This is a genomic window from Streptomyces sp. NPDC002446 (assembly GCF_053595675.1).
On sequence record NZ_JBSFYC010000018.1, the window covers coordinates 101,670 to 118,471 of the forward strand.

A 16,802-nucleotide genomic window follows, 5' to 3' on the forward strand; every position below is an offset into this window, starting at 1 on the left:
TCGCCCGCCCGAGTTGCCGCCCCCTCCCCCGCCCGAAACCATGGGTGCGTGAGCGAAGTACCGGAGGCCGTCGGGCCGCGGCCGGAGTCGAACGCCGCCGAGCCGGGCGGGCGGCTGCGCCGGATGCCGAGCGCCGGGACCGCGCCGGGGCCCGGCTCCTACCTGCGCTTTCCGCATCTGCACGGTGATCTGCTCTGCTTCGCCGCCGAGGACGACCTGTGGGTGGCCCCGATCGCCCCGGACGGCCGGGAGCCCGAACGCGCCTGGCGGCTGACCGTCGACCGTACCCGGGTCGGGCACCCGCGCTTCTCCCCCGACGGCCGGCACATCGCCTTCACCAGCTGGCGCAGCCTCGACCCCGAGGTGCACCTGGTGCCGGTCGAGGGCGGACCGGCGCGCCGGCTGACGTACTGGGGCAGTACGGACGCGCGGGTGTGCGGGTGGATGCCGGACGGGCACATCCTGGTGGTGTCCTCGCACGGCCAGCCGTTCTCGTACTACTCCTGGGCGTACAAGCTGGCGACCGACGGCGGTCCGGGCGGGAAGCTGCCCTGGGGCCCGGTCTCCGACATCGCGGTCGCCGATGTCGACGGGGAGCACAAGACGCTGCTGCTCACCGGCAAGCCGCCGCACGAGCCCGCCTCCTGGAAGCGCTACCGGGGCGGTGCGATGGGCCGGATGTGGCTGCACGGCACCCGGCTGCTGCCGGAGCTGTACGGGCATCTGGACTCGGTGATGTTCGTGGCAGGGCGGATCGCCTTCCTGTCGGACCACGAGGGCGTCGCCAATGTGTACTCGTGCCTGCCCGACGGGACCGATCTGCGCCGGCACACCGATCACGCCGACTTCTACGCCCGGCACGCCGCGACCGACGGCGAGCGGATCGTCTACCAGTGCGCCGGCGACCTCTGGCTGATCGAGGATCTGGGCCCGGACGCCGTGCCGCGCAGGCTGGCGGTGCGCCTGGGCGGCCCGCGGGCCGGCCGGCGCGGCTATCAGGTCCCGGCCGCCTCGCACGTCACCTCGCTCGCGGTGGACGCCACCGGGCGGGCCAGCGCGGTCGGCGTGCGCGGCAGCCTGTACTGGCTCACCCACCGCGACGGCCCGGCCCGGACGATCCACGACACCCCCGGCGTACGCGTCCGCCTGCCCGAGATGCTGGGCTCCAGCGGACGGATCGCCTATGTCACCGACGCCGAGGGCGAGGACGCGGTGGAGATCACCGATCTGCCGCGGGCCAGCGCGCCGGGCGAACCGCGCCGGCTGGCGGCCGGGCAGCTCGGCCGGGTCCACGAGATGACCGCCTCGCCGGACGGCGAACGGCTGGCGGTGGCCGCGCACGACGGCCGGCTGCTGCTGGTGGACGTGACCCGGCCGGAGGAGGGGTCGACCGAGGAGGACAGGTCCGAGGCGGAGGAGGCGGCCGGCCCCGGGGGCGTCACCGAGCTGATCCGCTCCGTCAACGGCCCGGTCCGCGATCTCGCCTTCTCCCCCGACTCGCGCTGGCTGACCTGGTCGCACCCCGGCATCGGCCGTTCGCTGCGGCAGATCAAGATGGCCCGCCTGTCCGACCGGCACATCGTGGACGTGACGAACGGACGGTTCGAGGACGAACAGCCGGTGTTCACCCGCGACGGCCGCTATCTGGCGTTCCTGTCCTGGCGCGGCTTCGACCCGGTCTACGACGTGCACACCGGGGACCTGTCCTTCCCGCTGGGCTGCCGCCCTTACCTCGTACCGCTGTCGTCGGCCACCCCCTCGCCGTTCGCGCTGTCGCCGGAGGGGCGGCCGGCGGCGGGCGGCCTGGACCCGGACGAGATCCCTCCGCCGGCCGGGGAGGGCCCGGTGCTGGTGGAGGTGGAGGGGCTGGAGAACCGGGTCACGCCGTTCCCGGTGGCCGCGTCCAAGTACTCCTCGCTGGAGCCGGTCAGCGGCGGCGGGCTGGTCTGGCTGCGCTGGCCGATCTCCGGCGCGCTGGGCGAGACCTTCGCCAACCCCGACAACACCTCCGGCAAGCCCACCCTCGAACACTTCGACCTGACCAAGGCGCGGCGCACCGAACTCACCAGCTCCCTGGAGGGCTTCGCGCTCAGCGGCGACGGCTCCCGGCTGGTCGTCAACGACGAGGGCGAGCTGCGCGCGGTGCCGGCCACCGAACCGCCGGACAGCGATTCGACGGTCTACCTGGACCTGCGGCGCATCCTGCACGACGTGGACCCCGGGGCGGAGTGGCGCCAGGGCTTCGACGAGGCGGGGCGGATCATCCGGGCGTACTTCTGGGAGCCGCGGATGTGCGGCATCGACTGGGACGCGGTACTCGCGCAGTACCGGCCGCTGGTCGAACGGGTCGCCTCCCCCGACGAGTTCGCCGACCTGCTGCGCGAGGTGCTGGGCGAACTGGGCACCTCCCATGCGTATGTCACCGGCGCCCGGCGCAACGAGGGCCCGCCGCACTACCAGCGCGCGATCGGGCTGCTGGGCGCCAACTTCGCCTGCCGGGACGGCCGTTGGATCGTCCAGCGGATCCTTCCCGGCGAGTCGTCGGACTCCAAGGCCCGCTCCCCGCTGGCCGGTACGGGCATCCGCGAGGGCGCGGCTCTCACCCATGTCGACGGCCGCCCGGTGGACCCGATCGCCGGCCCGTATCCGCTGCTGGCGGCGGCCGGCGGCACCACCGTCGAGCTGGCGTTCTCCCCGCCCCCCTCGGCCGCCGGCAACGGCCACGCCCGCCGGGTCGCGGTGGTCCCGCTGATCGACGAGCGGCCGCTGCGCTACCAGGACTGGGTCGCCAAACGCCGTGCCGTCGTACGGGAGCTGAGCGGCGGCAAGTGCGGCTATCTGCACATCCCCGACATGGGCGGCTCCGGCTGGGCGCAGTTCAACCGCGATCTGCGGATGGAGGTCTCCCGGCCCGCGCTGATCGTGGACGTACGGGGCAACGCGGGCGGCAACATCTCCGAGCTGGTGATCGAGAAGCTGACCCGCACCATCATGGGCTGGGACCTGACCCGCGACGCCGAGCCCGTCTCGTACACCAGCAACGCACCGCGCGGCCCGGTCGTGGCGGTGGCCGACGAGATGACCTCGTCCGACGGCGACATGATCACGGCGGCCTTCAAGCTGCAGGGCATCGGGCCGGTGGTCGGCATGCGCACCTGGGGCGGGGTGGTCGGGATGACCGGCCGCCACCGGCTCGCCGACGGCACGACGATCACCGTGCCGATGAACGCGGCGTGGTTCCGGCTCTACGGCTGGGGCGTGGAGAACCACGGCGTGGAGGTCGACATCGAGGCACTGCGCTCCCCCCTGCACTGGGCCGAGGGCCGCCACCCGACACTGGGCGTGGCCGTCCGCACGGCTCTGGAACTCCTGGAACGGCACCCGGCGGCAACACCTCCGGACCTGTCGGACACACCGGACCGCCGCCGCCCGCCGCTACCCCCGCGCAACGGGGGCGCGGAGGTGGCCGAGGGGGCTTAGGGGGCGCGGGGGGCCGAGGGGCCGAGTAGCTGAGGGGCTTAGGGGGCCGGGCTCAGGGGTCGGGGGACGGATCCCCTAAGAGAATCCCCCTAAGCGGATCCCCTAGGGGACACGAACGCCCCCTGCGGGGCCTCAACGCGGCGGGCCGAGAAGGTATTCCCGGCGTGAAGGCATTCCCGGCGCGAAGGCATTCCCGGCGGTCACCGCGCACCGATCAGGAACTTCTGGTCCGCCGCCCCGCTGCAGGGTTCGACCGTCGCCGTGGTGCCGGGCTGGTCGCCGGTGAGGGTGACGCAGCGGTCGCCCTCGTCGTCGCCGTCGTCGCTCAGGCGCAGCCGGTAGGCCGTGGCGGCGCCGTCCGCCCGGTCGCCGGCCGGTTCGATGCGGAAGAGCTGGGCGGGGCCGCCCGGGGAGCAGTTCTCCCATGGCTCCAGCAGGCCCGCCAGGGCCGGTGCGTGCAGCCGGACCAGGCAGCCCTTGCCGTGGTCGCGGTGGATCCACTGGATGCGGTGGCGGCCCGCGCCGGCCGCGGTCAGATGTGTTTGCGGCGGCACCGCCTCCGTACAGGGCCGCTGCACGGCGACGGTGCGGTACTCGCCCGCCCGCCGCACCCGCCCGTCCGTCAGGCACAGCGCGGGCGCCCGCAGCGGACGGATCGTGACCTCGCCGGTGGGCAGCGGTGCGGCCGCCATCGCCTCGGGCTGCCCGCCGCCGTCCCCGGACAGCAGCGGCACGCCCACGGCGACCAGCAGTGCGGTGAGCCCGGCGCCGGTGATCATCAGCACCCGGCGCCTGGGGTACGGGCGGCCGGGTGCGGCCGCCGCGACCGGCGGCGCCCCCTCCTCGATGCGCCGCCGTGCCGCGAGCCACTCCTCGACCTCGTCCGGTGCGCGGCCGTTCGCCCGCAGGAACGCGCCGAGCAGCTCCTCCTTCGGCAGCGCCTGCCTGCGCAGTACGTCGGCGAGCGTGCTGCGGGCGAGCACCTCCCCGCGCTCCGCCGCCCGCTGCTCCAGCTGACGGTACGTCAATCCGGTCTCGTCCTTGAGCTGTTGCATCAGCGCGACGAGCGCGGCCGCGTCCCGGGCCGCCGCCAGAGATAAGCCGCCGGTTTCCCCCGTGCGTGTCATGCGAGTCATTGAACCGCCGCCCGCCCCCGGCCACAACACCCGTTCCCGTCACCCCGGACAGCGGCCCGCGCCCCGCCGGACACGGTCCGGGCGCCCCCGTCCGACCTGCCCGGACGGGGGCGGGCCCGTCCGGGACGGCGCAGTGCCTTGCCGGACACCGGCGAGGGCAGCAAGGTCATGTCCAGCCCGGCCGGGGCAGTTCACGCACAAGCCGTCAACGCGCACCACCACAACGGGAGATGCACCGATGGGAATCCGTCAGCGGATCGTTCCGCTCGCCGCCGTACTGGCCGTCACCGGCGGCCTCGCCGCCGCCGAAGCCGCACCCGCGCTGGCCGCCCGCCCGGCGTCCGGGCAGGCCGCCGAGGCGGCCGCGGCCGGCGGTACGTACCTCTACTTCGACAAGAACCAGAGCAACCCGAGCAACTCCAGGCTCTACCTGATGAAGAGCGTCCCGAACGCCAGGGACAAGGTGCTCGCCAAGTACCGTGCGGGCTCCGGCAACGGCGGCCGCAACGGCAGGAACGAGTGCGCCAGCATGCAGGGCTGGCTGCCCAACGGCGCCTACCGGGTGCTCGCCCACACCACGCACCACAACGGCGGGGCCCGGGGCGTCAACGGGTACGCGATCCAGGTGCAGGACAAGGTCTGCGAGAACGGCCGGACCAAGCGCACCGAGCTGTTCGTGCACAGCGAGATGAAGCCCAACGGCACCCAGGGCGCCCGGCAGCCGGGCCGCGACAACCCCTACCGCTGGGACGGCACCAACGACTACTACTCGCTGGGCTGCATCAAGCTGACCCCGGCCCACATCAAGAACCTCTTCGCCAAGGCCGCGCACCACGGCTGGCCGAAGAGGCTCAAGGTCGTCAGCTGACAAGCCGGATGGGGCGCACCCGGTCGACCGGGTGCGCCCCTCACGCATGGCGCGTACGTCGCCGCGCGTGGTCTTCAGGACGTGGCACGTCAGCTCTGGTAGCGACCCTCGGCGTCGTCCAGCGCGTCCTGAGCGGTCCGGCGGCCCTGCTGGCCGCGGTCACGCTGCGGGTCGCGCTCCTGGCCGCCCTGGCGGCGGCTGCGCTCCTGCTCCTCGCGCCGGCCGGGCTCCTGGCCGCCGCGAGCGCTGCCCGCCGCCTTGCTCGCCTGGTCGCGGAGCTCGTTGGCCTTGTCCTGGAACTGGTCCTTGATGCCCATGCTGTTCACTCCTAGTGGGGTGTAGGGGGGTTGGGCCCCGACCAGCGTGACACGCCCGGACATTCGTCGCATTTCGATCACGATTGGTCACCCTCCGTGAGGGTAGGGGTGGCGTTACCGGCCCGCCCGTGCCTTCTCGTCGGCCTCGCCGCCCGCCCCGACCAGCCCGACCCGCATCCCGTCCAGCCGGTCGCCGAACCGCCGTATCTCGCGCTGGCCCACCGACCCGATGACGGCCGGCAGATACCCGCGCAGCGACTGCATCCCGCGCAGCCACCACTGCCCGTAGACATGCGCGGAGCGGCGCTCGATGCCCGCGACGATCCGGTCGACGGCGGGGCCCAGCGGATAGGTCTTGTTCGACGGCCAGGGCAGCCGGGAGCGCAGTTCGCGCATCAGGTCGTCCTGGTCGGCGCCGCGCACCATGTCGGTGTCGGTCCAGCTCAGATAGCCGACACCGACCCGTACGCCCTTGTGGCCGACCTCGGCGCGCAGACAGTGCGCAAACGCCTCGACACCCGATTTGGACGCGCAGTACGCGCTGAGCATCGGCGCCGGGGTGATCGCCGCGAGCGAGGCGATCTGCAGGAAGTAGCCGCGGGACTCCGTCAGTACGGGCAGGAAGGCCCGGCCGGTGACCGCGCTGCCTATCAGGTTGACCTCGACGACCCGCTTCCAGGCGAGGGGGTCGGAGTCGGCGAACGGGCCGCCGGTCGCCACACCGGCGTTGGCGACGACCGCATCGACCTTCCCGAAGCGCTCCTTGACCTCGCCCGCGACCTGCGCCATCGCCTCGTGGTCGGTGACATCGGCGTGCCAGTGGTGCGCCGGGCCGTGCAGCGAGGCGGCCACCTTCTTCAGCTCGTCCGGCTCCAGACCGACCAGCGCCAGCACCGCGCCGCGCGCCGACAGCTTGCGGGCCAGCAGCGCACCGACCCCGCGGGCCGCGCCCGTCACCACGACGACCTGCCCGTCGAGGCCCCTGCTCGTGCTCATACCGTCTTCTCCTTCGTGTGCCGCTGCTCGCCCCGGGGGGCCTGGGCGGGGACCTCGCCGCCGACGACGGCCTGGCGCAGATGGTCGTGGACGAGTTCCCGCAGGCGGCCGGCGACCGCGCCCGGATCCTCGACCGGTGTCATATGGCCGAGCCCCGGCAGCTCGGTCAGGCCGAGGAAGTCGGGGAGCACGGAGGCCAGCCGCCGGGCGTGCACCAGAGGGGTCAGCCGGTCGGCGGTGCCGGCCAGGACCGCCGTCGGCACGTCCAGCCTGCTGACCTCGCCGGTCAGTTCGAGCCCGGCCAGCACTCCTCCCCAGTGGGCCCGTACGCGCGGCGGGCAGTCGTGCACGATGCGCGCACAGGCCTCGATCTGCTCGGCGGTGGAGCCGGCGCCCATCGTGGCGTACCTCAACGCGCGCCTGGTGAGCGGCGATACGGGGCCCATCGGGGCGCGGGAGCCCAGCAGCAGACGGTGTGCGCGGCGCCGGCCGGCCGGGGAGCGCAGCGGGAACACCCTTGCCTCGGCGGCGAGTTGGGAGAACCCGGTGCTGCACAGCAGCACGGCGGCGGCCCGCGCGCGCAGCTGCGGCCGGCCGGCGGCGGCCATGATCGTCATGCCGCCCATCGAGTGGCCGCCCACCACGGCGCGTTCGTCCGGCTCCAGGGTCGCCTCCAGTACGGCGACGAGGTCGTCGGCGAGCGCACGGGTGCTGTGGCCGGCCGGCGCGGCGGCGGGGCTGCGGCCGTGCCCGCGCTGGTCGTAGACGACGACCTTGTGGTCGGCGGACAGATCGCGCACGACCGGGGCCCAGAAGGCGGTCGAGCAGGTCCAGCCGTGCGCCAGCACGACGGCGGGGGCACGCTCGGGCCCGTGGACCTCGGTGTAGATCTGGGACCCGTCGGCCGAGGTGACGGTCGCCGTCGCGCGCGGCACCGGGGGTGCGTAGGGGCCGCTGGTGAGATGTCCGGGACGGCGGTTCATACGGCCACCTCCGCACGCCCGTCGGCGGACCGGTCCGCGGGTCTGCCGGGCCCCGGCCGCACCACCTCGTACTCCGCGAGATCGACCTGCCGCGTCACCCTCTTGAACTCCGCGGTCGTCCCCGGCCAGACAGTGGTGTTCCGCCCGCTCGCGTCCAGGTACCAGCTGTCGCAGCCGCCGGTGTTCCACACCGTGCGCGCCATCCGCTGCTGGATGCGGCGCGTCCACTCCTCCACGGCGGACTGCCGGGCGCTCAGCGCGACCCTTCCCCCGAGAACGTCCAACTGCCGCAGGAAATCCGCCATGTAGTTCAACTGCGCCTCGATCATCAGGATCATCGAGCTGTTGCCGAGGCCCGTGTTGGGGCCGATGATCGTGAGGAAATTCGGGAATCCGGCCGCGCTGGACCCGCGCAGTGCCGCCATTCCGTCCTTCCATTCCTCTGCCAGCGTCGTGCCGTTGGCCCCGGTGACCCGGTGCGCGATCGGCATGTCCGTCACCTGGAACCCGGTCCCGAAGACGATCGCATCGGCCTCCGCCGTGCTCCCGTCGGCCGCCACGAGGGTGCTGCCGCGCACCTCTTCCAGCCCGGCCGGGACGAGCTCCACATTCGGCCGGGCCAGCGCCGGATAGTACGCATTGGAGAGCAGTATCCGCTTGCAGCCGATCCGGTAGTCGGGCGTCAGCGCGGCCCGCAGCACCGGGTCCTTGATCGCCTTCTTCATATGGCTCCTGGCCAGGAACTCGATCATGCCGAGCTCGCTGGGGCGCTTGGTGAAGGCGCTGACCTGCATCTCCCGGATGCCCCAGAGCAGTCCGCGGCGCGCGGCCCGGGTCGCCGGGACCCGGGTGTGCAGCCATTTCTCGGCCGCGGTGATCCTGCGGTCGGCGCGCGGCAGCACCCAGGGCGGGGTGCGCTGGAAGAGCGTGAGCCGCTGCACGTCCGGCTGGATGGCGGGCACGATCTGAATCGCCGACGCGCCGGTGCCGATCATGGCCACGCGCTTGCCGCGCAGGTCGTATTCATGGTCCCAGCGCGAGGAGTGAAAGACCTTCCCCGGAAAGGAATCCAGTCCCGGCACCTCGGGAACCTTGGGGTCCGACAACGGCCCGGTGGCCGAGACCACCACATCGGCCGTCCATTCCCCGCCCGCCGTGTCGATCTCCCAGCGCAGCGCCTCGCCGTCCCACCGCAGACTGCGCACCTCCGCATGGAACCGCAGGTGCGGACGCAGCCCGAAGGTGTCCGTCACCCGCTCCAGGTACGCGCGGATATGCGGCTGTCCGGAGAAGTTCCGGGGCCACTCCGCATGGGGGGCGAAGGAGAACGAGTACAGATGCGAGGGCACATCGCATGCGCACCCCGGATAGCTGTTGTCCCGCCATGTGCCGCCCACCGAACCGGCCCGTTCCAGGACCACGAAGTCGGTGATCCCCTGGCGTCGCAGCCGTACGGCCGCGCCCAGGCCACCGAACCCCGATCCGATCACCGCCACCCGCACATGCTTCCGCTTGCGCTCGGCCATCCGCCGCCTCCCGAGATCGACGCTGTCCCACCGCAACCTACGGCGCCGACAGCCGCAGGCCACCCAACTGTGCCAGCAATCACTGGCACGATTGGGCACAGTTGGGAGGGTAGGGCAGCCGCGTACCGAGCGGTAGGGGTCGCGCGCCGGGAAGTTACCGCCGGTCGCACCGCGGCCCGCCGTCCCGCCCCCGGCATAGGCTGACCCCGTGGCAGCGAACGAGAACCCCGAGGACGCGCGCGCCGAGCCCCAGGAAGAAGGCCACCCCGCGCGCGAGTTGCGCATGACCGAACTCGCCGAGGAAGCCGGCATCACGGTCCGTACGCTGCGCTTCTACCGCGAACGCAAGCTCATCCCGCCGCCGCGCCGCGAGGGCCGGATCGCCTGGTACAACGAACACCACCTCGCCCGCCTGCGCACCATCGGCGCCCTCCTGGAACGCGGCCACACCCTGGGCGGCATCGCCGAACTCCTCTCCGCCTTCGATTCCGGCCGCGACGTGGGCGAACTGCTGGGCCTGCAGACGCCGCTGCTGCCTCCCTGGTCGGAGGAGACCCCCGTACGCCTCACCCCGGAACAGCTCGCCGACCACTTCAGCGAGGACATCACCCCGGAGAACCTCTCCGCGTCCCTGGACATCGGCTACCTCGCCGTCGACGGCGACGAGTTCGTGCACATCAGCCGCCGCCTGCTGGACGCCTCCACCGAACTCGTCCACAAAGGCATCCCGCTGGCCGCCGTCCTGGAGGCCGGCCGCCGCGTCCGCGCGCACGCCGACGCCCTCGCCGACATCTTCACCACCCTCGTCCGCACCCACCTCCTCTCCGACGTCCTGGAGCGCACCGGCACCGACGCCCTCCCCACCCCCCAGGAGCTCGACCGCATCGCCCGGACCATCGAGAAACTCCGCCCCCTCTCCAAGGGCGTGGTGGAGGCCGAACTCTCCATGGCCATGGACCGCCGCGTCCGGGCGGAGCTGGAGGGGTGGCTGCGCGACGGCCAGGACTAGGGGCTGTCCGACGGTCAGGGTCGGAAGTGCCCCGCACGCCGCCGCTTACAGCTCGTAGACCACCGTCACCGGCGCATGGTCGCTCCACCGCTGGTCGTACGCCGCCGCCCGCTCCACGTACGCCTTCACCGCGCGCTCGGCCAGCCCGGGTGTGGCCATCTGGTAGTCGATGCGCCAGCCCGCGTCGTTGTCGAAGGCCCGGCCCCGGTAGGACCACCAGGAGTAGGGGCCCTCGGTGTCGGGGTGGAGGGTGCGGACGACGTCCCGGTAGCCGCCGCGGGTCTCGGTGAGGACGTCGGTGAGCCAGGCGCGTTCCTCCGGGAGGAAGCCGGACTTCTTCTGGTTGGCCTTCCAGTTCTTGAGGTCGGCCTCCTGGTGGGCGATGTTCCAGTCGCCGCAGACGACCACCTCGCGCCCGTCGGCCGCGGAGCGCTTGCGCAGCTCGACGAGGTACGGGAGGAACTCCGCCATGAAGCGTTCCTTCTCGTCCTGGCGCTCGGTGCCGACCTCGCCGGAGGGCAGGTAGAGGCTGGCGACGGTCACACCGGGCAGATCGGCCTCGACGTAGCGGCCGCTGCCGTCGAACTCCGACGAGCCGAAGCCGACCCGGACGCGGTCCGGCTCACGGCGCGTGTAGAGGGAGACACCGGCCCGGCCCTTGGCGGCCGCCGGGGCGTGGACCGTGTGCCAGCCCGCCGGCTCGCGCACCTCGTCCGGGAGCTGGGCGGTCTCGGCCCGTACCTCCTGCAGGCACAGCACATCGGCCGCGGTCTCCGCCAGCCACGGAACGAAGCCCTTCTTGGCCGCGGCGCGCAGCCCGTTCACATTCACAGAGGTCACGGTGAGCATCCGGGCACCCTACCCAGCCCGGCCGACTGATCGCTTTCCCGTCTCGCCGTGCCCGTCTCGCACACCCGTACGCTTTACGGAATGGAGACTCGCCCCGCCGGGACGCACGGCATCGAGATACGCCCCGTCCGCTACGACCACCCGGACGCGGTCGCCCTCGACGCGCTGGTCCAGCAGGAGTACGCCCGGCGCTACGACGGCGACGGCGATATGACGCCGCTGGACCCGGAGATGTTCAGCCCGCCCCACGGGGTGTATCTGATCGCCTACGAGGGCGAGCGGGCGCTGGCCACCGGCGGATGGCGGGTCCAGGACGACACCGCCAAGGGGTACGCGGCCGGGGACGCCGAGATCAAGCGGATGTTCGTGGTTCCCGAGGCCCGGGGGCGGGGGCTGGCGCGGCGGATCCTGGACCTGCTGGAGGCGGACGCACGGGCCGCGGGGCGGTCCCGGATGGTGCTGGAGACCGGCACCAAGCAGCCGGAGGCGCTGGAGCTGTACGCGTCCTGCGGCTATGCGCTGGTGGCGGCGTCGGAGAAGTTCGGGCTCTACCGGATGCACGAGGAGAGCCGGTGCATGGTGAAGGCACTGACGCTGACGCTGACGCCCCCCGCGGCTCCCTAGGGCCTTTCCGGCCTTGATTCACCGGACAGACCCCGCCCGCGGACCCCTCCGGGGCGGCGCCGGTTTTGTTGACATGCGCCCGCGCCGCTCCCCATACTCATTCCACTAATCAACTAGCTAAAGGGGGGATCCGGGTGAGCGACCCGAGCCCATGGGCCGTCCAGGCCGAAGGACTGGGGAAGAAGTACCGCGGCGGATGGGCGCTGCGGGACTGCTCCTTCCGGCTCCCCGCCGGACGCATCTGCGCGCTCGTCGGTCCCAACGGCGCCGGCAAGAGCACGTTCCTGGGCACCGCGACCCGGCTGGTGCACCCCACCACCGGCACGCTGAAGCTGTTCGGCGTGCCGGTCTCCGACCCGGCCGTCCTGCGGCGGGTCGCCTTCCTCGCCCAGGACAAGCCCCTCTACCCGCGCTTCACCGTCGCCGAGACCCTGCGGCTCGGCCGCGAGCTGAACCCGCACTGGGACCAGGCGCTGGCCGAGCGGATCGTACGGTCCGGGAACGTACCGCTCACCGCCCGGGTCGGCACCCTCTCCGGCGGCCAGCGCACCCGTATCGCCTTCGCCCTCGCCTTCGGCAAGCGGCCAAAGCTGCTGCTGCTCGACGAGCCCATGTCCGACCTCGACCCGCTGGCCCGGCACGAACTGTCGGGGCTGCTGATGGCCGAGGCCGCCGAGCACGGCACGACCGTGCTGATGTCGTCCCACATGCTCTCCGAGATGGAGGAGATGTGCGACTACCTCGTCGTCCTCGCCGAGGGGCGGCTGCGGATGGCGGGCCCGACCGAGGAGCTGGTGCCCGCGCATCTGCTGGTGACGGGCGTGGCCGCCGGCGGCGACGGGGTGCCCGAGGAGCTGTGGCGGCAGCACACCGTCGTCGAATCCCGGGTCACCGGGCGGCAGTTCAGCGCCCTGGTCCGGCCCGGCGGACCGCTCTGTGACAGCTGGGAGACCCTGGTGCCGAGCATGGAGGAGGTGCTGCTGGCCTATCTGCGGTCGCCGGACGCACCCGACCTGATCGCGGACGAGGCCAGGATCGACGGCGGAACGCAGGAGGCGGCGGCATGACCCGGAACACCCTTCGGAGCGGCACGGCCAAGGACGCCGGCGGAACGGCCCCCGCGGCCCCGGCGAACGGCACGTCCGTGTCCGCCGAGCCGCCCGCCCCCCGCCGCACCCTGCTGCGCGGACTGCCCTGGCTGGTCTGGCACCGCCACCGCGCCTTCCTGCGGCTCGCCCTGCTGGTCACCGTCGCGGGCTGCGTGATCTTCGCGTACCAGCGCATCGGCCTGATGGACTTCCTGCACACCCACGGCTCCTCGGCCGGCTCCCAGTCCGCCTCGCACCCGCCCGACGAGCAGCTGCTCAACTCGTTCCGCAACCACTTCGGCAGGCTGTTCGACGACGGCGCCTCGTTCCTGGGCTACGCGCCCGCCATCGCCGGCATCTTCCTCGGCGCACCGCTGATCGCGAGCGAGCAGGAGCACGGCACCCTCAAGCTGGTCACCACCCAGTCGGTGAGCCGGGGCCGCTGGCTCGCGGCCACCCTGGGCCTGCCGCTGGCCCTCGTCGCGGTGTGCACCACCCTGCTGTCGGCGGCCTTCACCTGGCTGTGGTCGCCGGCGCACGAGCTGGCCATGAACGGCAACTGGCTGGAGGGCGGCGCCTTCGACAGCACCGGGCCGGTCCCGGTCGCCAAGACCCTGTTCCTGACCGCCTGCGGTATCGCCGTCGGCATGCTGCTCAAGCGGGTGGTGCCGGCGATGGCGGTCACCGCCCTCCTCGCCTTCGTGTTCACCGTGATCTGGTCCGAGAAGGTCCGCCACCACCTCGGCACGCTGCGCAGCGTCAGCTACCCGTACGACTCCAGCGGCCCCGAGCTGCCGATGAGCTCCGTACGGGTCGACGAGTGGGTGTCCACCGCCGGCGGCAGGCTCTACGGATACGGCACCTGCAACAGCGGCGACACCGAGGCCTGCCGCGCCAGGCTGGGCATCGTCAACCACGTGTCCCAGTACTTCGACTACGGGCAGATGGCCGGGATGCAGTGGCTGGGCGCGGGGATCCTGCTGGCGCTGACCGCCGTGGTGCTCGGGTTCGTCGTGTGGCGGGCCCAGAGGCGGCCGCTCTGAACGGGGAGGCCCGCAGCGGGGAGACGGGCCGCACGCCGGGTGGCGCTTTGACACCCGGCACGGGCGGCCCGATCATCAAGCGGTCGATACGGTTGGCGGCACGGGCGGAAGCAGCAGAGAGGTGGTGAGCGTCGTCGAATTCCGAATCGACCGCCGCAGTGGCGTCGCCACCTACCTCCAGATCGTCCAACAGGTCCAGCAGGCACTGCGGTTGGGCATCCTCGTGGAGGGCGACCGGCTGCCGACCGCCGCACAGGTCGCCGCCACCACCAAGGTCAACCCCAACACGACCCTCAAGGCCTACCGCGAGCTGGAACGCGAAGGCCTGGTCGAACCGCGCCCGGGCCTGGGCACGTTCGTCAGCCGCACCCTCGCCCGCCCCGAGTCCGCGGCGGACGCCCGGCTGCGCGAGGAGCTCCGCTCCTGGATGGAGCGGGCGCAGGCGCAGGGGCTGGACCGGGAGGACGTCCAGGCCCTGGTGAACTCGGTGCTGCAGGAGCGGTACGCGCAGGAGTGAGGCCGCGCGGCGGACACCGCTGATCGCGGGAGCGGGGCCGGGCCGGGCCGGGCCGCTGCCCCCCCCGGTTGACCCTCACGTAACGTCAGGCCACACCCTGATCTCCGTACGGACGGACCTCCGTACGGACGGACGGCATCAGCCGTACACCGGTGGCCCGCGGCGCTCCACGGAACCCTGCCGCCCACCGGGCACGACAGGGACGAAAGGCGCCGCGATGGGGTACTCGGTCGGACAGGTCTCCGCCTCCGCAGGGATCACGGTGCGCACCCTGCACCACTACGACAAGGCCGGCCTCCTCTCCCCCACCGAGCGCAGCCCCGCCGGCTACCGCCTCTACAGCGACGCCGACCTCGCCCGGCTGCAGCAGATCCTCTTCTACCGGGAGCTCGGCTTCCCGCTCGACGAGATCGCCGCCATCCTGGAAGACCCGCAGGCCAACGCCCTCGACCACCTGCGCGCCCGGCACCGCCTCCTCAATGAGCAGATCACCAAGCTGCAGCGTCTCGTCGAGGTCGCCGAGCAGGCCATGGAGGTCCAGCAGACCGGCGTGCAGCTGTCGCCCGAGGAGCGCTTCGAGGTGTTCGGGGAGGTCGCCTTCGACGTCACCTACGCCACCGAGGCCCATCTGAAGTGGCATGACCGCCCAGGTCACCGGAGCGCCATGGAGCGGGCCGCCGCACACACCAAGGAGGACTGGGCGCGGCTCATGGCCGAGGGCGCCCAGTGGCGGCAGCGGCTGATCGCCGCCTTCGACGCGGAGGCTCCCCCGGACGGCGAGCGCGCCATGGACCTCGCGGAGGAGCACCGGCAGCACATCGACCGCTGGTTCACACCGTGCCCCACCGATATGCACGGCCGGATCGCCGACGACTTCGCCGCCGATCCCCGTGCCTTCGCCCTGATCGTCCCCCCGAGCGAACAGCGCCCCGGCCTCGCCGCATATCTGCGCACGGCCGTCCACGCCAACGCCGTCCGCCAGTCGAAGCCCCGCGAGAGGTGAAGGCGAGAACCCGATGAAGATCCTGATCACGGCCGCCGGTTCGTACGGCGATGTCGCCCCGTACACCGGCGTCGGCGCCCGGCTCAGCGACGCCGGCCACGACGTGGCGCTCGCCACCCACGACACCTACGCCCCGCTCGTGCGGGCCGCGGGCCTGGAGTTCCGCCGGCTGCCGGCCGACCCGCGCGCCGGGCGCCGGGAGCGCACCCCGTCGCCGGACGCCTCCCCCGCCGGCAAGCGGGCCCTGATGCGCCGGGCGGCCGCCTTCATCCAGGAGCTGGGCGGCGGCCTGGCCGACGCCGCCACCGGCGGCACCGAACTGCTCCTGCTCTCCACCACCACGGCCCCCCTCGGCCGGCACCTCGCCGAGGCGTACGACATCCCGTCCCTGGACCTCTCCCTCCAGCCCAACGCCCCCACCGGCGACTTCGCCCCCGTCGTCAGCGGCACCCGCTCCCTGGGCCGCTGGGGAAACCGCGCGGCCGGCCGCCTCTCGCTCCGTATCGTCGACCGCCTCTACGCGGACGCCGCCCGCGAGCTGCGCGCCCGCCTCGGCCTGCCGCCCGCCACCCCCCGTACGGTCCGCCGCCGCGCCGAAGCGGCCGGCCGGCCGGTCCTGCACGGCTTCAGCGAGGTCCTGGTGCCCCGGCCCGGGGACTGGCGAAGCGGTCTGGACGTCGTCGGGAACTGGTGGCCCTGGCACGCCCCGGACGCCCAACTCCCCGCGCCCCTGAGGGACTTCCTCGCCGCCGGCCCGCCCCCGGTCTTCATCGGGTTCGGCAGCATGGCGGGCGGCGAGGGCGAGCGCCTGAGCGCCCTCGCGGTACGCGCCCTGCGCCGCGCCGGGGTCCGCGGGATCCTCCAGTCCGGCTGGGCCGGGCTGACCACCGGCCCCGACGCGGCGGACGACATCCTCACCATCGGCGAGGTCCCGCACGCCCTGCTCTTCCCCCACACCTCGGCCGTGGTGCACCACTGCGGCGCCGGCACCGCCGCGGCGGGCCTGCGCGCCGGGGTCCCCACCGTCCCCGTCCCGGTCACCGCCGACCAGCCCTTCTGGGCCGCCCGTCTGGCCGCCGTGGGAGCCGCCACCGCCCCGGTCCCCTTCAAGGACCTCGCCGACGAGCATGCCGCCGACCGCCTGGCCGACGCGATCACCCGGGCCACCACCGACCCCGCCCACGGCGCACACGCCCGCCGCGCCGCCCAACGCCTCACGACCGAGGACGGCGCAGGCGCGGTCACCGAGGCAGTGGCACGCCTGGCCGTGTGAGACGACCGGCTCGAGCCGCCGGGGGGGGGGCGGGGGGGGGGCCGGGCGGCCGGGGGCGCCGCGGTGCGGCCCGCCCGCACGCCCGCCCGG

The 16,802-nt window shown here is 73.2% G+C and carries 15 protein-coding genes; 9 read left to right on the forward strand and 6 right to left on the reverse strand.

What is annotated here, in order from left to right; all coding sequences use genetic code 11:
* The first annotated feature begins 123 nt into the window (after nt 1-123).
* Nucleotides 124-3,480 carry a S41 family peptidase gene (locus ACWD6P_RS13595; protein ID WP_451444251.1) on the forward strand — a complete coding sequence of 1,119 codons (3,357 nt, stop codon included), beginning with the start codon at nt 124-126 and terminating at the stop codon, nt 3,478-3,480.
* Between the two features lie 200 nt (nt 3,481-3,680).
* Here ACWD6P_RS13595 and ACWD6P_RS13600 read toward each other — a convergent pair whose 3' ends face one another.
* Nucleotides 3,681-4,607 carry an RICIN domain-containing protein gene (locus tag ACWD6P_RS13600; protein ID WP_451444231.1) on the reverse strand — a complete coding sequence of 309 codons (927 nt, stop codon included), beginning with the start codon at nt 4,605-4,607 and terminating at the stop codon, nt 3,681-3,683.
* 247 nt (nt 4,608-4,854) lie between these two features.
* On the opposite strand from ACWD6P_RS13600, the gene ACWD6P_RS13605 reads away from it, so the two are divergent.
* Nucleotides 4,855-5,484, forward strand: coding sequence for a hypothetical protein (locus ACWD6P_RS13605; RefSeq protein WP_451444232.1), 630 nt, complete (start codon nt 4,855-4,857; stop codon nt 5,482-5,484).
* A gap of 89 nt (nt 5,485-5,573) precedes the next feature.
* Here ACWD6P_RS13605 and ACWD6P_RS13610 read toward each other — a convergent pair whose 3' ends face one another.
* The 4 genes from ACWD6P_RS13610 to ACWD6P_RS13625 form a co-directional block, all read right to left on the reverse strand.
* The gene (locus ACWD6P_RS13610; RefSeq protein ID WP_451444233.1) at nt 5,574-5,801 is read right to left on the reverse strand and encodes a hypothetical protein; all 228 of its coding nucleotides are present in this window, start codon (nt 5,799-5,801) and stop codon (nt 5,574-5,576) included.
* Nucleotides 5,802-5,915: 114 nt separating this feature from the next.
* The gene (locus tag ACWD6P_RS13615) at nt 5,916-6,797 is read right to left on the reverse strand and encodes an SDR family oxidoreductase (RefSeq protein WP_451444234.1); all 882 of its coding nucleotides are present in this window, start codon (nt 6,795-6,797) and stop codon (nt 5,916-5,918) included.
* A complete protein-coding gene (locus ACWD6P_RS13620; protein ID WP_451444235.1) occupies nt 6,794-7,780 on the reverse strand; it encodes an alpha/beta fold hydrolase in 987 nt (328 codons plus the stop codon). Before ACWD6P_RS13620 ends, ACWD6P_RS13615 begins: the two co-directional genes overlap by 4 nt.
* A complete protein-coding gene (locus ACWD6P_RS13625; protein ID WP_451444236.1) occupies nt 7,777-9,306 on the reverse strand; it encodes a flavin-containing monooxygenase in 1,530 nt (509 codons plus the stop codon). Before ACWD6P_RS13625 ends, ACWD6P_RS13620 begins: the two co-directional genes overlap by 4 nt.
* A gap of 208 nt (nt 9,307-9,514) precedes the next feature.
* Between ACWD6P_RS13625 and ACWD6P_RS13630 the strand changes: the two genes are divergently transcribed.
* Nucleotides 9,515-10,315, forward strand: coding sequence for a MerR family transcriptional regulator (locus ACWD6P_RS13630; protein ID WP_451444237.1), 801 nt, complete (start codon nt 9,515-9,517; stop codon nt 10,313-10,315).
* A gap of 45 nt (nt 10,316-10,360) precedes the next feature.
* Here ACWD6P_RS13630 and ACWD6P_RS13635 read toward each other — a convergent pair whose 3' ends face one another.
* Nucleotides 10,361-11,164, reverse strand: a complete 804-nt coding sequence (locus tag ACWD6P_RS13635; protein ID WP_451444238.1) for an exodeoxyribonuclease III — start codon at nt 11,162-11,164, stop codon at nt 10,361-10,363.
* Nucleotides 11,165-11,275: 111 nt separating this feature from the next.
* On the opposite strand from ACWD6P_RS13635, the gene ACWD6P_RS13640 reads away from it, so the two are divergent.
* From ACWD6P_RS13640 to ACWD6P_RS13665, 6 genes are all read left to right on the forward strand, one after another.
* Nucleotides 11,276-11,788, forward strand: coding sequence for a GNAT family N-acetyltransferase (locus ACWD6P_RS13640; RefSeq protein WP_451444252.1), 513 nt, complete (start codon nt 11,276-11,278; stop codon nt 11,786-11,788).
* A 134-nt stretch (nt 11,789-11,922) separates the two neighbouring features.
* Nucleotides 11,923-12,855, forward strand: a complete 933-nt coding sequence (locus tag ACWD6P_RS13645; RefSeq protein ID WP_451444239.1) for an ABC transporter ATP-binding protein — start codon at nt 11,923-11,925, stop codon at nt 12,853-12,855.
* A complete protein-coding gene (locus ACWD6P_RS13650; RefSeq protein WP_451444240.1) occupies nt 12,852-13,919 on the forward strand; it encodes an ABC transporter permease in 1,068 nt (355 codons plus the stop codon). The genes ACWD6P_RS13645 and ACWD6P_RS13650 overlap by 4 nt, the downstream gene beginning before the upstream one ends.
* Before the next feature lie 121 nt (nt 13,920-14,040).
* Nucleotides 14,041-14,436 (forward strand): GntR family transcriptional regulator, encoded by a 396-nt coding sequence (locus ACWD6P_RS13655; protein ID WP_451444241.1) that lies wholly within the window; start codon nt 14,041-14,043, stop codon nt 14,434-14,436.
* Nucleotides 14,437-14,653: 217 nt separating this feature from the next.
* Nucleotides 14,654-15,439, forward strand: coding sequence for a MerR family transcriptional regulator (locus ACWD6P_RS13660; RefSeq protein WP_451444242.1), 786 nt, complete (start codon nt 14,654-14,656; stop codon nt 15,437-15,439).
* 13 nt (nt 15,440-15,452) lie between these two features.
* A complete protein-coding gene (locus tag ACWD6P_RS13665; protein ID WP_451444243.1) occupies nt 15,453-16,712 on the forward strand; it encodes a glycosyltransferase in 1,260 nt (419 codons plus the stop codon).
* Nucleotides 16,713-16,802: the final 90 nt, after the last annotated feature.